The organism is Cognatishimia sp. 1_MG-2023 (assembly GCF_030548175.1).
Taxonomy (GTDB): Bacteria; Pseudomonadota; Alphaproteobacteria; order Rhodobacterales; family Rhodobacteraceae; genus Cognatishimia.
The window spans coordinates 186,593-202,618 of sequence record NZ_JAUORX010000005.1 but is presented as its reverse complement, the minus strand read 5'-3'; the positions used below and the strand labels follow the sequence as shown (position 1 = coordinate 202,618).

Here is a 16,026-nt window from a genome sequence, read left to right as displayed (position 1 = left end):
TCATGGCAGGCTTTATCAATCCTCAAACAGTTCGGATTGCCCCTCGTCGGTTTCTTCGGCCAAATCTTCGTCTTCGCTGACGGATGGCATGGTGCCGGGAGGCAGACGATTTTCAAGCAGCCCAGCCGCGCGCAGCTCTTTAAGACCTGGCAGATCGCGGGCGCTTTCTAGGGCGAAGTGATCAAGGAACTCTTGGGTCACAACAAAGGTGACGGGACGCCCCGGTGTCATCTTACGACGGCCGAAGCGAATCCATTCCATTTCTAGAAGTTGATCCACGGTGCCACGACTGACAGACACGCCACGAATTTCTTCGATTTCAGCGCGAGTGACAGGTTGGTGGTAGGCAATAATCGCGAGGGTTTCAATTGCTGCTCTGGATAGCTTACGCGTCTCAACCTGTTCTTTTTGCATCAAAAAACCAAGGTCAGGCGCTGTACGAATAGCATAAGCATCGCCCACTTTATTGACCCGAACACCGCGTCCTTCGTAGCGTTTGCGCAGGTGAACCATGGCCTCGGCGGCGTCAGCACCGTGGGGCATGCGTTCATTTAACTCGCGAAGTGTCATGGGTTCCGCCGAGGCGAAAAGCAAGGCTTCGATCATGCGTTCTTGTTCACCGATTGGCGGCGCTTCGAACAGGCTTTGCTCTTCCTCTTCGGTGGCCTCAACGGGATCGGTCACGGGGTCCGTGGCGGTTTCTTCAGCCATTGTCCCTCTCTCTGCTGCGTAGGTGAATGGGTTCAAATATGCCCGATTGACGAATTTCGACTTTGCCCTCTTTGGCGAGTTCTAAGGAGGCGGCAAAGGTGGCTGCCGTGGCAGAGCGGCGTTTCTTGGGGTCTTTTTCCCAGCCGTCTGGCAGATAGCTGATAATGTCGGTCCAACTGCCGGCATAACCGATCAGGCCGCGCATACGTTCCAAAGCTTGCTCCATCGTCCAGATCGAATCGCGATCTAGGATAAAGGGGCGGAATTCGTCTTTGGTGCGTAGACGGGCGTAGCCCTGCATCAGGTCAAGCAAGTTTGCGGTATAGGTCACAACGCGGGTTTTTGTGATGTCTTCGGGAATGCCACGTTTGAAGAAATTGCGCCCAAGTTGATCGCGCCCCATCAATTTTGCCGCGCAATCACGCATGGCCTGTAGGCGTTCAAGCTGAAAAGCCAGATGTGCGGCTAGTTCTTCGCCCGATGGGCCCTCTTCTTCGGGGTCGGGTGGAAGGAGCAGGCGCGATTTTAGAAATGCGAGCCACGCGGCCATCACAAGATAATCGGCGGCCAATTCAAGGCGAAGCTGCTTGGCTTTTTCGACAAAGGCTAGGTATTGGCGGGACAATTGCAGGATAGAGATTTTGCGCAGGTCGACCTTTTGCGTGCGCGATAACGTCAGCAATAGATCAAGCGGGCCTTCGAACCCATCGACATCAACGATCAGCGCTTCGGCGGCCAGACGTTCGGCCACTGCGTCGCGTTTGGATTGTTCGATGAAATCGTCTGCCATGCCCTACCCGTTTAACAGGGTTTCAAGCTCGGCTTTCAGAGCGTCTATGTCAACCGTGTTGGGGGTTTTACGCGCATCAAGAACGGCTTGGGCGCGTTCTAGTCCCTTGCCGGACAAGGTTCCGCTGGCGGCGACCACATCCTGCATCTCTGCCATATCGCCGTTGCAATGCAGGACAACATCACAGCCTGCCGCGATTGAGGCAGCGGAGCGTTGGGTCATGTTGCCCTCTAGCGCTTGCATCGAGATGTCGTCGGTCATGATCAAACCGTCAAAGCCGATGTCATTGCGGATGAGCCCCATCATTTTGGGTGAAATCGTTGCAGGATCAGGGTCAATGGCTTCGTAGACCAGATGCGCTGTCATCCCCATGGCAAGGTCGTTTAGAGCGGTGAACGGCGCGAAATCAGTGGAGAGCTCTTTTGAAGAGGCGCTGACGCGGGGCAGCTCTAGGTGGCTGTCTTGTTGCGCGCGACCGTGGCCGGGAATGTGTTTAAGGACGGGCAGCACGCCGCCATCCATCAGGCCATCGGTAACGGCGCGGCCGATTTCGATGACGTCATTGGGCGCAAATCCGTAGCAGCGGTTTTGCAGGAATGGATGCGTGTCAGCGGTGGCGACATCGACCAAAGGTGCGCAATTGCTGTCGATGCCTAGTGCGATCAGCTCGTGCGCCTGAATGCGCGAACGCAGATACATGGACCGCGCGGCGTTAGTGCCGGCCTGTTTGATTTGATAAAGCGGCGGCAGCCATTCTACGGCCAAAGGTGGGCGCAGGCGCTGAACGCGACCGCCCTCTTGGTCGATTAGGATTGGGGCGTGGTGGCCAACACAGCTGCGCAGGTCATCGCAAAGGGTGCGAATTTGATCGGCGTTGTCGATGTTTCGGCTAAAAAGGATAAAGGCGAATGGCTGTACGTCTGTGAAAAACGCCCGTTCACCAGGCGTTAGAACAAGACCTTCGCAGCCAAGGATCGTTGCACTAAGTTGGCTCACCGGGTGACGACCGGGATGCAATCGGCGTTCTCTGCCTTGAGCGCAGAACATAGACGGCGCGCATCGCTTAGGTCAGCGAACCCTTGGGCGCGCAGGCGATAGAAGGTACGGCCACCACTGGTTGCCTTTTGAACAACGCGCTGTTTGTCACCTAGATAATCGCCGAATTTCGCTTGTAGTTTTGTCCATTCAGAACGGGCTACATCCGCACTTGGGAATGCACCAAGCTGTACAAGACGTGTGCCAGCGGGGATCGCATCAGGGGACACTTCGGTTGGAGCCGCTGCTATCGGTGTTGCGGCTGCAAGTTGAAGCGTACGTTGCTTTAGGCCCGCTGGGCGCACCTTTGGACGTAACGATTTTCCAATGCCGCCTTTGACGATGACAGGCTTTGGTTGCGCGGCAGGTTTATTTTCAAGCGGCGCTAAAGGATCAGCGCTTGCAACCAGTTGATCGACCAACCCTTGAATATCACCGGATTTCAACGGCTCGGGTGCCGTAATTGGTTCTGGGGCAGCGGCTACCTCGGCTGGGGCTTCGATTGATCGGCTCGGGACATCGGATGCATTGACGGCAGCAAGTGAAACGGGCGCGTCATCACCGGTTAGCTCGATAGGAGGTGGAGCAAGGACCAAACGGTCTGCCGGAGCTGCTGCAGTACCTTGTGCGGCAACGCTGTTTACAGCCAGACCTTGGTGGGCTGCTTGCGAGCCACCGGGATCAACGGGTTGTTCCCGCATTGGGCCCTCGATTGCGCGGACCACCGGTACACCGGTTACATCGCGCACCAAAAGCTTGTAGCCCCAAACGCCAGCGCCAAGGATCAAAGCTAGGGACACTGCAGCCCCTGCCCAATTGGCCATTGCGCCAGCGGCTTTGCGTGGGTCGACCGCCTGTTGCGATCCATTCATTGGGAGTTCAGCCATGCTCGCCTCTCTCTACCGGCGAGTGATCACCGGGGTTGTCTTGCCTATGCCTCAACCCCGGCGATGTGCTTGTTTTAACGCATCTCTTGCGCTGGGGTTACACCCAGAATACCAAGACCAGCAGAAATAACAATGGCGGTGGCACGCCCAAGGGCGATTTTCGCTTGTGTTGCTGCAGCGTTGTCTTCTTGGACAAAGCGAAGTTCTGGTTTGTCTTTGCCTGTGTGGTAGAGGCTGTGCAAATCTCCAGCCAATTCATAGAGATAGAAGGCCACACGATGCGGTTCGTTTGTACGGCCTGCGATTTCAATCAGACGTGGCCATTCCGCGACTTTGCGGGCAAGCGTCAACTCTGCCGGGTCGGAAAGATCAGACAGGTCAGCACCGGCGATTGTGGCGTCTGACACGTCAATGCCAGCCTCAGACGCTTTGCGGATCGCAGAACATACGCGGGCATGCGCATATTGCACGTAGAAGACCGGGTTGTCTTTGGATTGCTCCAGTACTTTGGCAAAGTCAAAGTCCAGTGGTGCGTCGTTTTTCCGGGTTAGCATCACAAAGCGCGTGACGTCTGCGCCCACCTGTTCGACCACATCGCGCAGGGTGACGAAAGTCCCTGCCCGCTTGGACATTTTGAACGGTTCGCCGTTTTTGTACAGCTTCACAAGCTGTGTCAGTTTGATGTCGATTGCCGTATTACCATCGGACAGCGCAGATACAGCGGCTTTCATCCGTTTGACATAACCACCGTGGTCAGCACCAAAGATGTCGATCAGCAGGTCATAGCCGCGCTGAACTTTGTCAAAATGGTAGGCGATGTCAGGTGCGAAATAAGTCCAAGAGCCATCGGATTTTTTAACCGGACGATCCACGTCATCGCCGTGATCGGTGGATTTGAATAGCGTTTGTTCGCGTGGCTCCCAATCTTCGGGCTTTTTGCCTTTTGGTGGCTCTAGAACGCCCTCGTAGATCAGGCCTTTGGATTCCAAAGATTCAATCGCACCTTCGATCAGGCCAGTGCCATATAGCGCCTTTTCAGAAAAGAACTTGTCCATCTTGATGCCAAGCTGAGCTAGATCTTCGCGGATCAGGTCCATCATCTTTTCAGTGGAGAACAAACGGATTTCAGCCAGCCAGACGGATTCGTCTTTGCCAACGTAGGCGTCGCCTACTTTGTCTTTTAGGTCTTGGCCAACGGGGATTAGATAGTCGCCCGGATATGTGCCATCCTCAAACGCCACTTCTTGGCCGTGTGCCTCGAGGTAACGCAAGTAGACAGAGCGCGCCAAAACGTCGACCTGTGCGCCACCGTCGTTGATGTAATATTCGCGTGTGACGTCATAGCCTGCGAAATCCAGCAAAGAGGCCAGCGCATCACCAAAGACCGCGCCGCGGGTGTGACCCACGTGCAAAGGACCCGTTGGATTTGCTGAGACGTATTCTACGTTAACCCGCTTGCCCTGCCCCATGTTGGAGCGGCCAAAGCCTGCGCCTGTTTTCAAAACGGATGTGACCAGATCACGCCAAAGAACCGGTGCTAAACGCAGGTTCAGAAACCCCGGTCCTGCGACTTCGGCGGTTTCAACGCGTGCGTCATCAGCAAGTTTTGCCGCCAGAGCAACCGCAATATCGCGCGGCTTCATTTTGGCAGGCTTGGCCAATACCATTGCGGCGTTGGTCGCCATATCGCCATGGGCGGCATCACGCGGTGGTTCAACCGCAACATTAGTGAAATCCAGACCCTCTGGCAGTGCGCCATCGGCCTGCATCGCAGTCAGCTGTTCAATCACCAGCTCGCGGATCTCGGAAAACAGGTTCATTGCTTTGTCCTTATGCTTTGCAGGCGGTTTACCACCGCCAGCGCGCAGGTCAATGCAATGCGGGCCGAATGGGGACATGAACCCCTGACAACTGTGCTATGGCCGCCTCAGCGAGGAAGGAAATTGCGTTGGCCATATCTTGGGCGGATGCACCGGCGACTGGGCGCAAGACGTTGAACTGCACGCCATGAGGCTCCCATTGATCGCCAAGCACCTGCGCCATACGGCATAGGCCTGCTTCGGCAACTTGATAGGCTACAGGATCTTCAGGCGCTGCCGTTGGGATAACGGAAATCACGCTGCCTTTTGCGGCGCGCAGCCCTTGGCCAAGCCCCTCGATCAAGGCCAAGCTTGGTCCGATCATGCAATCGCTACCTTCACGTAATCCGATTGGCAGCAAGTCAATTAGCAGATGGAGAGGCTCTGCGCCCCAGATGCGACCAATATCAGTAAACTGCTGTGAAGATTTTTGTGTCACGGGAAGTGGTTCAAATCTGCCGGGGCAACGAGCCGCCATTTCCAGCAAATCATCCGCATCATGATCCAGCAAAATCACCCGAGCATTCGCCCGCTCAAAGGCCGGCAACAGACGCCAGCCTAAATCTGTGGTTGCGCCAGCCACAAAGATGATTTTTCCGTCAAAACCTTGCATGGGGGGGGCCATACAAGATTCATTCGCATTCGAACAGAAAATTGCGACAGACCCAGCAATAAAAGGGATTACAGGGGCAATTTCTCGCCGAGCAGCCTTTCGAATTCTGTCAAAGCGTAACGGTCTGTCATACCGGCGATATAGTCAGAAACTTTTCGTGCAATAGCTGTTTCATCTGGAAGTTGTCGGATGTCGTCCTGCCAATTGGCAGGCAACAGATCTGTGCGTTCCATGAATAATGGAAAGAGCGCCTCGACCACGCGAGTGACTTGGGCGCGTTTTTCCATGACCGATGGGGCGCGATACATGCGAGTGAACAGGAATTTCCGAATGACATTCAACTGCTCTAAAACGTCGTCTGAAAACGCAATGACCGGCGCACCATTGTGACGAACGTCTTGCACAGATTTAACACCGCTGTTGGCAATCAAATCGCGGGAAGTGTCAATCACGTCCCCAACCATAACACCAAAGACCCGGCGCAATGCCTCGTGGCGGCGACGGTTTTGGCTGAGGCCGGGATAGGCCTGATCGACTTTGGCAAAAGCCTGATCAACGATGGGCAGTTGTTCGATGTCTGCCTCGGTAAAGAGACCGGCGCGCAAACCGTCGTGCAAATCATGGTTATTATAGGCAATGTCGTCTGCCAAAGCAGCGACCTGCGCCTCGGCGCTGGCGTGTGTTTCAAGCTCTAGATCATGGATTTCGTTGTATTCAGCTAAGGCGAATGGGATTTCTCCCACCACTGGACCGTTGTGTTTAGCGATGCCTTCTAGGCATTCCCACGTTAGGTTCAGCCCATCAAATTCCGCGTAATGACGTTCTAACGAGGTTACGATCTTGACCGCCTGCGCGTTGTGGTCAAAGCCACCATAGGGCTGCATCAAGGCGTGCAACGCATCCTCGCCGGTATGGCCAAAGGGTGTGTGGCCAAGGTCATGGGCTAATGCGATGGCTTCGGTGATTTCTTGGTTAAGCCTCAGCGCACCGGATATTGTACGCGCGACTTGGGCGACTTCGATCGAATGAGTCAAACGTGTGCGATAATAATCGCCCTCGTGCTCTACAAAAACTTGGGTTTTATGTTTCAGCCGCCGAAAGGCGCTGGAGTGAATGATCCGGTCGCGATCCCGTTGAAAACAAGAGCGAAAGGCGCTTTCTTCTTCGGGAACGCGGCGTCCGCGTGCGGTCAGGTGATCCGAGGCAAAAGACGCCGTCATAATTCTTATCCTTGTGGCCAAGCCCATGGCTTCATATATTGCACTCTGCGTAGAACAACCACTGGGCGCAACCGCCCAAATGCCTGTCAGGAGTGACAAAATGCAGCTTCCACCTAAAGTGACCGACCGTGCGTTTGATCGTTTGGCCGAAATTGGTGCGGGTGACCAGGGCCAAGCCCTGCGCGTTGCTGTTGAAGGCGGCGGATGTTCCGGGTTTCAATACGAGATCAAATTGGATGCCCCGGCTGATGATGATCTGGTGCTAGAAGGCAACGGGCAAAAGGTTGTTGTCGACAGTGTATCACTGCCGTTTCTATCAAATGCGGTAATTGATTTCACCGAAGAATTGATTGGCGCACGCTTTGTGATTGAGAACCCAAATGCCACAGCTTCTTGCGGATGCGGCACGAGCTTCTCAATGTAAGTCATTCAGTTTTCGGCGTAATCTGCAAAGCTACGCATTAAAGCTTCGGTTTGGGCATGGAAGGTTTTTGGCTGCAGGAATGCGAGGATTTTGTAGAACCCGCTGACCTTCATCTGCATATCCACTCGCCAATTGGTGGTGCCATATCCCGTATCGGTAAAACTGTTCTTTGAAATGCTAGCCGATTGGCTGGAAACATAAGATACGCAGTACATATCTGGTAGTTCCTTGGCCAGAATAGTTTCCACCATATCAAATTCTTGCTCACCTACCTGAAACGTAAGCCGCGTTGTCGCGCCGATTGTGCCCGGCTCGCCATCAATTGGCACATAGGCTTTGAACCCCGTTTGCCATCTTTTGCGGTTCTCATGAGAGGTCAGCAATTCGACGACACGGTCGCGGTGCAGTTTCAGTTCCATTTCGACAGAGTATTTCATGTATGCACCTGAATTCGGGTTGAGCGTACCCACTGATAACGCCATAGTCGCCGCATGAAAATCGCGACGTTCAATATTAACGGGATCAAAGCCCGTATCAATGCCCTTCCCCAGTGGTTGGACGAGGCACAGCCCGATGTGGTTGTGTTGCAGGAAATCAAATCGGTGGACGAGGCGTTCCCCCGTGAGATCATTGAGGATCGAGGCTATCAGCTCGAAACCCATGGTCAGAAAAGCTTTAACGGCGTTGCGATCCTATCGAAATTCCCGCTGGAAGATGTGGTGCGTGGCTTACCCGGTGACGAGAGCGATGAACAAGCGCGCTGGATTGAGGCGACTGTAATGGCCGACACACCGATCCGCGTGTGTGGTCTGTATCTGCCGAATGGCAATCCGGTTCCGGGGCCTAAGTATGATTATAAACTCGCGTGGATGGAGCGGATGCACAAACATGCGAAAACTCTGCTATCACGTGAAGAACCCTTTCTAATGGCCGGGGACTACAACATTATTCCCCAAGACGAAGACGCGCGCCGACCAGAAGCGTGGCAAGAAGATGCGCTGGCCCGCCCAGAAAGCCGCGCGGCCTATCGTCGGCTCTTGAACCTAGGTTTCACAGAGGCGTTCCGAGCCCGCACCCATGGTCCAGAGCATTATTCATTTTGGGATTATCAAGCGGGCGCATGGAACCGTGACGACGGCATTCGCATCGACCACTTCCTATTGTCCCCTCAATGCGCAGATCTGTTGCTGGATTGCCAGATCGACAAAGAAATCCGTGGCCGTGAAAAGCCGAGTGATCATGTTCCTGTATGGGTGGAACTGGCGGTTTAAGTGCGTAGGATGTGAGGGGTCGTTAGAGCGAAGCCTTCACTCCGCCGTCACATCATGCCGGTAGATCCAATCAAATTGCCCCATCATTTTTGACGGTACAACCTTGCCTAAAGCCCGCATCCCAGAATGTGCAACTGTGCGCAATAAGGGATTGGAAAGATGGTATTTTTTGGCATTTCCATTTGCCGTTTCCACGACCTTTGACACACGATCAAACCGACGAGATTGATACATAGCAAGGCCAGCCTCGATACTGTCGCAGCGTGCTAGGCTATCGGCTAGAACCCAAGCGTCCTCAATCGCCATGACGGCGCCTTGCGCCATGAAGGGCAGAGTTGGATGCGCGGCATCGCCAAGCAATGCAACGTTTTCGCCGACCCAGTGTTTGGCCACTGGATGGCGGAAAAGCCCCCAAAGGCCAACAGACGTTGCACCTGCCATCAGTTTGGGAACATCACCTCCAAAGTCAGCGAACACCTGCTGCATGTTTGCGGGGTCGTCTTTAAACGCCCAGCCCTCTTCAGCCCATTCGTGGCGTTCTTGGACAGCCACCAGATTAACCAGCTTTCCCTCACGTAGCGGATAGCTGACGACGTGGCGTTTTGGCCCCATGTGAACGCGGGCGGCGCTTGGGTGATTTACAGAGTTAGGGACCGTCGTGCGCCACGCCACTTGTTGAGTGAAAAACGGTGCTGACGATCCATTTAGCGCCTTTCGCGCAACGGAATGCAGGCCATCGGCTGCAATAATAAGGTCCGCATGCAAGTTCGCGTGCTGCGCGAGCGATACCTGCGGACGGTCACCAGGTGTAACACCGCAAGCCTTTTGCAAAAGTCGGATTGAAACACCAGCGTCACGGCAAGATTTGGCCAATACATCAATTAAATCAGCACGATGCACGAAGTAGTAAAGCTGATCCTCTGCCAGCAGTGACAAATCCAAGCGCGTAACCAAATCAGCGCGTTTATAGTCGCGCAATTCGACGGCTTGGGCTTGAACCGCGCGCTCTGCGATTTCTGCGCCCAAACCAAGCGCGCGCAGGACGCACATGCCATTGGGGCTGATCTGCAGCCCAGCTCCGATTTCGTTGATCGCTTCGGATTGTTCCAGAACAGTGACCTGTGCACCACGCTGCGCCAAGCCAAGGGCCGCAGTTAAACCACCGATCCCGCCACCAACAACACCAATTTCCATGCCTAAAAGACTCATGCCACCCTTTTGAAACGAAAAACGCCGAGGCGAAAGCCCCGGCGATTTATTATCTTGGATTGTTCAGCGCGATTAGTCGTCGCGGTGAACCTTTTCGCGGCGCTCGTGACGCTCTTGTGCTTCTAGTGTCATGGTGGCGATAGGACGCGCATCCAGACGTTTCAGCGAGATCGGATCACCTGTTACTTCGCAGTACCCGAATTCACCTTCGTCGATACGGCGCAGTGCTGAGTCGATTTTGGAAACCAGTTTGCGTTGGCGATCACGTGTCCGCAGTTCTAGCGCACGATCTGTTTCTTCGCTCGCACGATCAGCAATGTCTGGGATGTTGCGGGTGTTATCCTGCAACCCTTCGATTGTGTCGCGTGTTTCAGCCAAAAGCTCTAGCTTCCAAGCGTTTAGCTTACGTCGAAAGTACTCTTTTTGCCGATCATTCATAAACGGCTCGTCGTCTGCGGGACGATAGTCATCCGGCAGGAAAACTTCTGCTTTCATTTCCGCTCCCTCTTTGTGGGATTGCCTCAGTTGTAATTCACTTACACAACCCACCCCTACGAGCGTGCGTGTATCTTAGTGATAACAGATTGTCACTACCTCTAACGTCGCATTGCGGTGAAATTCCGTTCACGTTAGGTTGCAATTAAGGCAACGCGCAAACTGGAATACAGATGAAATTTGAAGGCACCGAAACCTATGTGGCAACCGCCGATCTAACGATTGCGGTGAACGCAGCGGTCACACTTGAGCGCCCTTTGTTGGTCAAGGGCGAGCCAGGCACAGGCAAAACTGAGCTGGCAAAACAGGTGGCAGCGGGTCTTGGCCTGCGCATGATTGAGTGGAATGTGAAATCCACCACTAAGGCCCAGCAAGGTCTTTACGAATATGATGCAGTTAGCCGGTTGCGCGACAGCCAGTTGGGCGATGAACGTGTACATGACGTCAAAAACTACATCCGCAAAGGTAAGCTTTGGGAGGCCTTTGAAGCCGGTGAGAAAGTGGTGCTGTTGATTGATGAAATCGACAAAGCAGATATCGAATTCCCAAATGACCTGCTGCAGGAACTCGATAAGATGGAGTTCTATGTTTACGAGACTGGTGAAACCGTAAAAGCGAAACATCGCCCGATCATCATTATTACATCGAACAATGAAAAAGAGCTGCCGGATGCCTTTTTGCGGCGTTGTTTCTTTCACTACATTAGCTTCCCTGATGCAGACACGATGCGCGCGATTGTCAAAGTGCACCACCCAGCGATCAAAGATGCGCTGCTGACAGCGGCTTTAACCGAATTCTACGACATTCGCGAAACGCGTGGCCTCAAGAAAAAACCATCGACGTCCGAGGTGATTGATTGGCTCAAGCTTTTGCTGGCCGAAGATCTAACGCCTGAGGATTTAAAGCGCGAAGGCGCGAACCTGTTGCCAAAGCTGCATGGCGCATTGCTTAAGAATGAACAGGATGTGCATTTGTTTGAACGTTTGGCCTTTATGGCGCGTTCTGGCCGGTGATCATTACGTCCCTTAAAAAGGTGACATGGGCCGCAAGCCTAGCGCTTGCCGCCTGTAGTGCGCCATCGCTTGACGAACCAGCCCATCCAACGCGCGCCAAGGTCGCCGAAACCAGCTTGCCGCCGGTCAAAAGTTTTCGGGCAGCTCGCGGTACTGCGCCGACACGTTCCAATGGCGATATTGCGAGGGATTTCCTTGATCTAAGCTTTGCCTTGGAAAGCGGACGTGACATTCCGCTGCTGACGCGATTTGAAGCGCCTATCACGGTAAAACTAGAAGGTCGGCAAACCACAACATTGCGCAACGACTTGTCGCAACTTCTGGGTCGCCTTCGAACCGAAGCGGGATTGGACATTCGTCTGATCAACCAAGGCCGGGCGAATATCACAATTCAATCCGTTGCAAAGCGAGACATTCGCCGCGCCCTGCCCCACGCGGCCTGTTTCGTAGTGCCCAATGTCAGCAGCTTGGCAGACTATCGTCGTGCCCGTGGTTCGGTACGCACAGATTGGGCATCGCTACAAAAGCGCGAGCAATTGGCGATCTTTTTGCCCTATGACACCAGCCCCCAGGATGTGCGCGACTGTTTGCACGAAGAGTTGGCGCAGGCACTTGGGCCGTTGAATGACCTTTATCGGTTGGATGACAGCGTCTTTAACGATGACAACTTTCATGCAGTTTTGACGGGTTTTGATATGCTCGTCCTGCGCGCCTACTACGATCCGGCGCTGCAAAACGGAATGACGCGCAATCAGGTGGCTGCACGTCTGCCAAGCATTCTGAGCCGATTGAACCCACAAGGCGATGGGCGTCCTTCCTCGCAACGGTCTGGCACGCCGCGTGCATGGATCAATGCCATTCAAAACGCACTTGGCCCAACAGGTAACAATGCAAGGCGACTTGGTGAAGCTACGCGCGCCATTCAAATCGCGCAATCACAGGGCTGGACCGATCACCGTCGCGGCTTTAGCCATTTTGCATTGGCTCGGCTGTTGCAATCACAGGACGGGCTGACAGCCAATCAACACTACCGAGCGGCGGACCTCTATTTTGGCCAAAGTGCGCCAAACGGCCCGCATCGCAGCATCGTTTCAACGCAGCTTGCGGCCTATGAATTGGCACAAGGCAAACCACGCGAAGCCCTGCGTATTATTGACGCAAATATCGAAACCGCCCGTCGGTTTGAAAATGCTGTGCAACTTGCATCACTTTTAATGCTGCGATCCGAAGCGCTTGCGACACTAGGTCGATTGCCCGAAGCACAGGCTGCGCGGGTGGACAGTTTGGGCTGGGCGCGATACGGGTTCGGCCCAGATTGGGCTGTGCGCGCCAAGCTACGCGAAGTGGCGATGCTGAACCCAAATAACAGGAGTTTTTGAGCAAAATGATCGTGATCATTCCCGCCCTATTGGGTGCCCTCATTGGCGCATTCACAGCCAAACGTCGCAACGGTAAATTTGCAGACATTCTGCAATACGCCGTGGGCTACGCCATCGCCTTCGCTCTGGTTGGCGTCGTAGCAACGGTTACGCTTGATAAATTGTATTCTGTGCGGTGACCTAACCCATGTTTCAGCCGTTGTTTGAAAATCTTAGGACAGCTGGTGTTCCAGTTAGTCTGCGGGAATACCTAAGTTTTCTAGCAGCTTTGAAAACAGGTTTGGCGACCTATGACACCGAGGCATTCTATTACCTGGCCCGTGTGTCCATGGTCAAAGATGAACGCAATCTCGACAAATTCGATCGCGCCTTTGCTGCGACCTTCGAAGGGTTAGAGGCTATTTCAGCACAAGACGTTTTGGATGCGGTCGACATCCCCGAAGAATGGCTGCGCAAGATGGCAGAAAAGCATCTGTCCGCCGAAGAAAAAGCCGAAATCGAGGCGATGGGCGGCTTTGACAAGCTGATGGAAACGCTGAAAGAGCGGCTAAAAGAACAACAAAGCCGCCATCAGGGTGGCAACAAGTGGATTGGCACCGCTGGTACCTCGCCCTTTGGGGCCTATGGGTACAATCCCGAAGGCGTCCGAATTGGCCAGAAAGAAAGCCGCCATCGACGGGCAGTGAAAGTCTGGGATAAGCGCGAGTTTCGTAATCTTGATGACAGCGTTGAACTGGGCACTCGCAACATCAAAGTCGCGCTGAAACGCTTGCGCCGCTGGGCGCGTGATGGTGCGGCGGATGAGCTTGATCTGGACGGCACTATTCGCGCCACCGCAGAAAACGGCTATCTTGATGTGAAAACCCGCCCCGAGCGGCGCAATGCTGTCAAAGTGCTGTTGTTCTTGGATGTTGGCGGATCAATGGACCCGCATATTCAGGTGGTCGAAGAGTTGTTCTCTGCGGCCCGTGCTGAATTCAAACATCTGAAATATTTCTACTTCCACAACTGCCTGTATGAAGGTGTGTGGCGCGACAACAACCGCCGGTGGGATCAACAGATCGACACGATGGATGTGCTGCGCACCTATGGGTCAGATTACAAATGCATCTTTGTTGGGGATGCTTCGATGTCGCCCTACGAAATCGCATATCCGGGTGGCGCGAATGAGCACTGGAACAAGGAAGCCGGCCAAACCTGGTTGGAACGCGCGCGTGAACAGTGGCCTTCGCATCTTTGGATCAATCCGGTGCCCCAGCAACATTGGGACTATACCCACTCTATTGGCATGATCCGCGAGATATTCGAGGATCGTATGGTACCTATGACTTTGGCCGGTTTGGGCGACGGAATGCGCGACCTGACGCGTTGAACCCTTGTGTTCTGGTGGGACTTCCCATCAGATACCCAAAGCCGAATTTAGAAAGTGACTCTGCATGCTAAAACTTCTGAAAGCCCATCCGATCGCTGGACCGGGCTTTTTGCTGGCATTGGCGTTGACGCTATTCTTTGCCGGTCGATTGGTTTTGGACATGGTCTATTGGGCAGATCCAGCGCATCGCAATCAGACGCCTCAGGCATGGATGACACCACGCTATATCGCCCATTCTTGGGGTATGGACCCCAAAGAACTGGGGCGTGCGTTAAACATGCCTAAACCTAGCAAAGAACGCCCAACATTGACCTATATTGCCGAGATACGTGGCGTACCCGTTGAACAAGTGTTGGCAGAGGTCGAAGCGATACTCGCTCAAGGCGCTGAGGAGCGGCAGCGCAAATGACAGATTGGATGATCAGCGCGCTTGCCGATTACGGTGTAATCCTGTTGTTCCTGACGACGTTCCTAAGCTGCTTGGCCATGCCTGTTCCCGCATCCCTATTAATGCTGTCAGGTGGCGCCTTTGTAGCAACGGGCGACTTACCTATGATGTCTTCTGTTTTGTCCGCTCTCTGTGGTGCCATTGCCGGCGATTTTGCCGGCTATCAATTAGCCTCACGCGGACGCACCCAGCTTGAAAACTTCATGACCCAGTCCCCAAAACGGGCCAATGTCATGGCTAGAGCCGACAGCTTTCTGACAAACTGGGGCGGCATGGGTATCTTTCTCAGCCGCTGGCTGTTCTCCCCGCTTGGCCCGTACATGAACTTTGCCAGCGGCGTGGCCGCTGTACCGGTTTGGAAATTCGCATTGTTTGGAATTCTGGGCGAATGCGTTTGGGTAAGCCTCTATGTAGGGCTTGGCTATGTCTTTGCTGACAATTTATCGATGGCATCTGACTTGGCTGGTGATGTTTTGGGGCTATTGGCCGCCATATGCGTGATGCTGGGATTTGGCATTTGGTTAGTGAAACACAATCGAAAACGCGCAATTGCCCCGGCAAATTAATCAGCGAATTGATACGGCTGCTTAGGAACCCCATATACAAATCATGTTGCGATTTACCCCCATCATCCTCGCCATTGTTTACGGCCTGATCATGTACCGTTTTTCAGCGTGGCGCACCGCGCGCATGTTGGATGAACAATCCACCGAGCTTGCAGATCCAACGCTTAAAAAGCTAATTGATCGCATGGCGGCGTCGCTAGAATTGCCGCGTATCAAAGTACATATCTATGAGATTGAACCTGTAAACGGCCTTGCGGCACCTGACGGGCGTATCTTTATCACCAGAGGATTCTACAACCGGTATACGCAGGGCGATGTTTCTGGCGAAGAACTGGCCAGCGTTATTGCGCACGAATTGGGTCACGTGGCCCTTGGCCATTCACGCCGTCGTATGATCGACTTTTCCGGTCAGAACGCCCTGCGCACCGCCCTTGCGATGATCCTGACGCGGTTTATTCCGGGAATTGGCGGTTGGATTGCCAATGGGCTGACACGGCTGTTAGCGGCACGTTTGTCGCGGTCTGACGAATATGAGGCTGATGAATACGCAGCCGCTTTGCTGACCAAAGCCGGGATCGGTACGGCCCCACAGAAATCGCTGTTCACCAAGCTCGAGGCACTGACTGCGGCCAACAAGGGCACGATGCCCGCGTGGTTGCTAAGCCATCCCAAAACGGAACAGCGCATTCTAGCCATTGAAAAACTGGAAACCAAATGGGGCGTCAGCGAATAGG

19 protein-coding genes are annotated in these 16,026 nt (G+C 54.0%); 9 read left to right on the top strand and 10 right to left on the bottom strand.

What is annotated here, in order from left to right; translation table 11 throughout:
* Positions 1-15: 15 nt before the first annotated feature.
* The 7 genes from scpB to Q4544_RS10710 form a co-directional block, all read right to left on the bottom strand.
* Positions 16-711, bottom strand: a complete 696-nt coding sequence (scpB, locus tag Q4544_RS10740; RefSeq protein WP_303506116.1) for an SMC-Scp complex subunit ScpB — start codon at positions 709-711, stop codon at positions 16-18.
* A complete protein-coding gene (locus tag Q4544_RS10735; RefSeq protein ID WP_303506115.1) occupies positions 704-1,501 on the bottom strand; it encodes a ScpA family protein in 798 nt (265 codons plus the stop codon). The genes scpB and Q4544_RS10735 overlap by 8 nt, the downstream gene beginning before the upstream one ends.
* Positions 1,502-1,504: 3 nt before the next feature.
* Positions 1,505-2,497: a glycoside hydrolase family 3 N-terminal domain-containing protein gene (locus Q4544_RS10730; RefSeq protein ID WP_303506113.1), complete on the bottom strand. Its 993-nt coding sequence runs from the start codon at positions 2,495-2,497 to the stop codon at positions 1,505-1,507.
* The gene (locus tag Q4544_RS10725; protein ID WP_303506111.1) at positions 2,494-3,423 is read right to left on the bottom strand and encodes an SPOR domain-containing protein; all 930 of its coding nucleotides are present in this window, start codon (positions 3,421-3,423) and stop codon (positions 2,494-2,496) included. Before Q4544_RS10725 ends, Q4544_RS10730 begins: the two co-directional genes overlap by 4 nt.
* 74 nt (positions 3,424-3,497) lie before the next feature.
* Positions 3,498-5,243, bottom strand: coding sequence for an arginine--tRNA ligase (argS, locus tag Q4544_RS10720; protein WP_303506251.1), 1,746 nt, complete (start codon positions 5,241-5,243; stop codon positions 3,498-3,500).
* 49 nt (positions 5,244-5,292) lie between these two features.
* On the bottom strand, positions 5,293-5,895 hold the full coding sequence (locus tag Q4544_RS10715; RefSeq protein ID WP_303506110.1) for a hypothetical protein: 603 nt from the start codon (positions 5,893-5,895) through the stop codon (positions 5,293-5,295).
* A 68-nt stretch (positions 5,896-5,963) separates the two neighbouring features.
* A complete protein-coding gene (locus tag Q4544_RS10710) occupies positions 5,964-7,115 on the bottom strand; it encodes a deoxyguanosinetriphosphate triphosphohydrolase (protein ID WP_303506109.1) in 1,152 nt (383 codons plus the stop codon).
* Positions 7,116-7,215: 100 nt separating this feature from the next.
* On the opposite strand from Q4544_RS10710, the gene Q4544_RS10705 reads away from it, so the two are divergent.
* The gene (locus Q4544_RS10705) at positions 7,216-7,539 is read left to right on the top strand and encodes an iron-sulfur cluster assembly accessory protein (protein ID WP_303506108.1); all 324 of its coding nucleotides are present in this window, start codon (positions 7,216-7,218) and stop codon (positions 7,537-7,539) included.
* Between the two features lie 5 nt (positions 7,540-7,544).
* On the opposite strand, the gene Q4544_RS10700 is transcribed toward Q4544_RS10705, so the two are convergent.
* Entirely contained in the window at positions 7,545-8,021 is a 477-nt protein-coding gene (locus Q4544_RS10700) for an SRPBCC family protein (RefSeq protein WP_303506107.1), read from the bottom strand.
* Positions 8,022-8,030: 9 nt separating this feature from the next.
* On the opposite strand from Q4544_RS10700, the gene xth reads away from it, so the two are divergent.
* Entirely contained in the window at positions 8,031-8,810 is a 780-nt protein-coding gene (gene xth / locus Q4544_RS10695; protein WP_303506106.1) for an exodeoxyribonuclease III, read from the top strand.
* 36 nt (positions 8,811-8,846) lie between these two features.
* On the opposite strand, the gene Q4544_RS10690 is transcribed toward xth, so the two are convergent.
* Together Q4544_RS10690 and dksA are read right to left on the bottom strand one after the other, a co-directional pair.
* A complete protein-coding gene (locus Q4544_RS10690) occupies positions 8,847-10,019 on the bottom strand; it encodes an FAD-dependent monooxygenase (protein ID WP_303506105.1) in 1,173 nt (390 codons plus the stop codon).
* 72 nt (positions 10,020-10,091) lie between these two features.
* The gene (gene dksA, locus Q4544_RS10685; protein WP_303506104.1) at positions 10,092-10,514 is read right to left on the bottom strand and encodes an RNA polymerase-binding protein DksA; all 423 of its coding nucleotides are present in this window, start codon (positions 10,512-10,514) and stop codon (positions 10,092-10,094) included.
* 173 nt (positions 10,515-10,687) lie between these two features.
* Here dksA and Q4544_RS10680 point away from each other — a divergent pair, with 173 nt between their 5' ends.
* The 7 genes from Q4544_RS10680 to Q4544_RS10650 all read left to right on the top strand — a co-directional run bounded on the left by Q4544_RS10680 (position 10,688) and on the right by Q4544_RS10650 (position 16,025).
* Positions 10,688-11,527, top strand: a complete 840-nt coding sequence (locus tag Q4544_RS10680) for a MoxR family ATPase (protein ID WP_303506103.1) — start codon at positions 10,688-10,690, stop codon at positions 11,525-11,527.
* Positions 11,524-12,906 carry a DUF2927 domain-containing protein gene (locus Q4544_RS10675; protein WP_303506102.1) on the top strand — a complete coding sequence of 461 codons (1,383 nt, stop codon included), beginning with the start codon at positions 11,524-11,526 and terminating at the stop codon, positions 12,904-12,906. Before Q4544_RS10680 ends, Q4544_RS10675 begins: the two co-directional genes overlap by 4 nt.
* Positions 12,907-12,911: 5 nt before the next feature.
* Complete coding sequence (locus Q4544_RS10670; RefSeq protein WP_303506101.1) at positions 12,912-13,085, top strand: apolipoprotein acyltransferase; 174 nt, start codon at positions 12,912-12,914, stop codon at positions 13,083-13,085.
* Between the two features lie 8 nt (positions 13,086-13,093).
* Positions 13,094-14,278, top strand: coding sequence for a VWA domain-containing protein (locus tag Q4544_RS10665; protein ID WP_303506099.1), 1,185 nt, complete (start codon positions 13,094-13,096; stop codon positions 14,276-14,278).
* Positions 14,279-14,342: 64 nt separating this feature from the next.
* Positions 14,343-14,687: a hypothetical protein gene (locus tag Q4544_RS10660; protein WP_303506097.1), complete on the top strand. Its 345-nt coding sequence runs from the start codon at positions 14,343-14,345 to the stop codon at positions 14,685-14,687.
* Positions 14,684-15,292 carry a DedA family protein gene (locus Q4544_RS10655; protein ID WP_303506095.1) on the top strand — a complete coding sequence of 203 codons (609 nt, stop codon included), beginning with the start codon at positions 14,684-14,686 and terminating at the stop codon, positions 15,290-15,292. The genes Q4544_RS10660 and Q4544_RS10655 overlap by 4 nt, the downstream gene beginning before the upstream one ends.
* Positions 15,293-15,335: 43 nt before the next feature.
* Positions 15,336-16,025 carry a M48 family metallopeptidase gene (locus tag Q4544_RS10650; RefSeq protein WP_303506093.1) on the top strand — a complete coding sequence of 230 codons (690 nt, stop codon included), beginning with the start codon at positions 15,336-15,338 and terminating at the stop codon, positions 16,023-16,025.
* The last annotated feature ends 1 nt before the right edge of the window (position 16,026 follow it).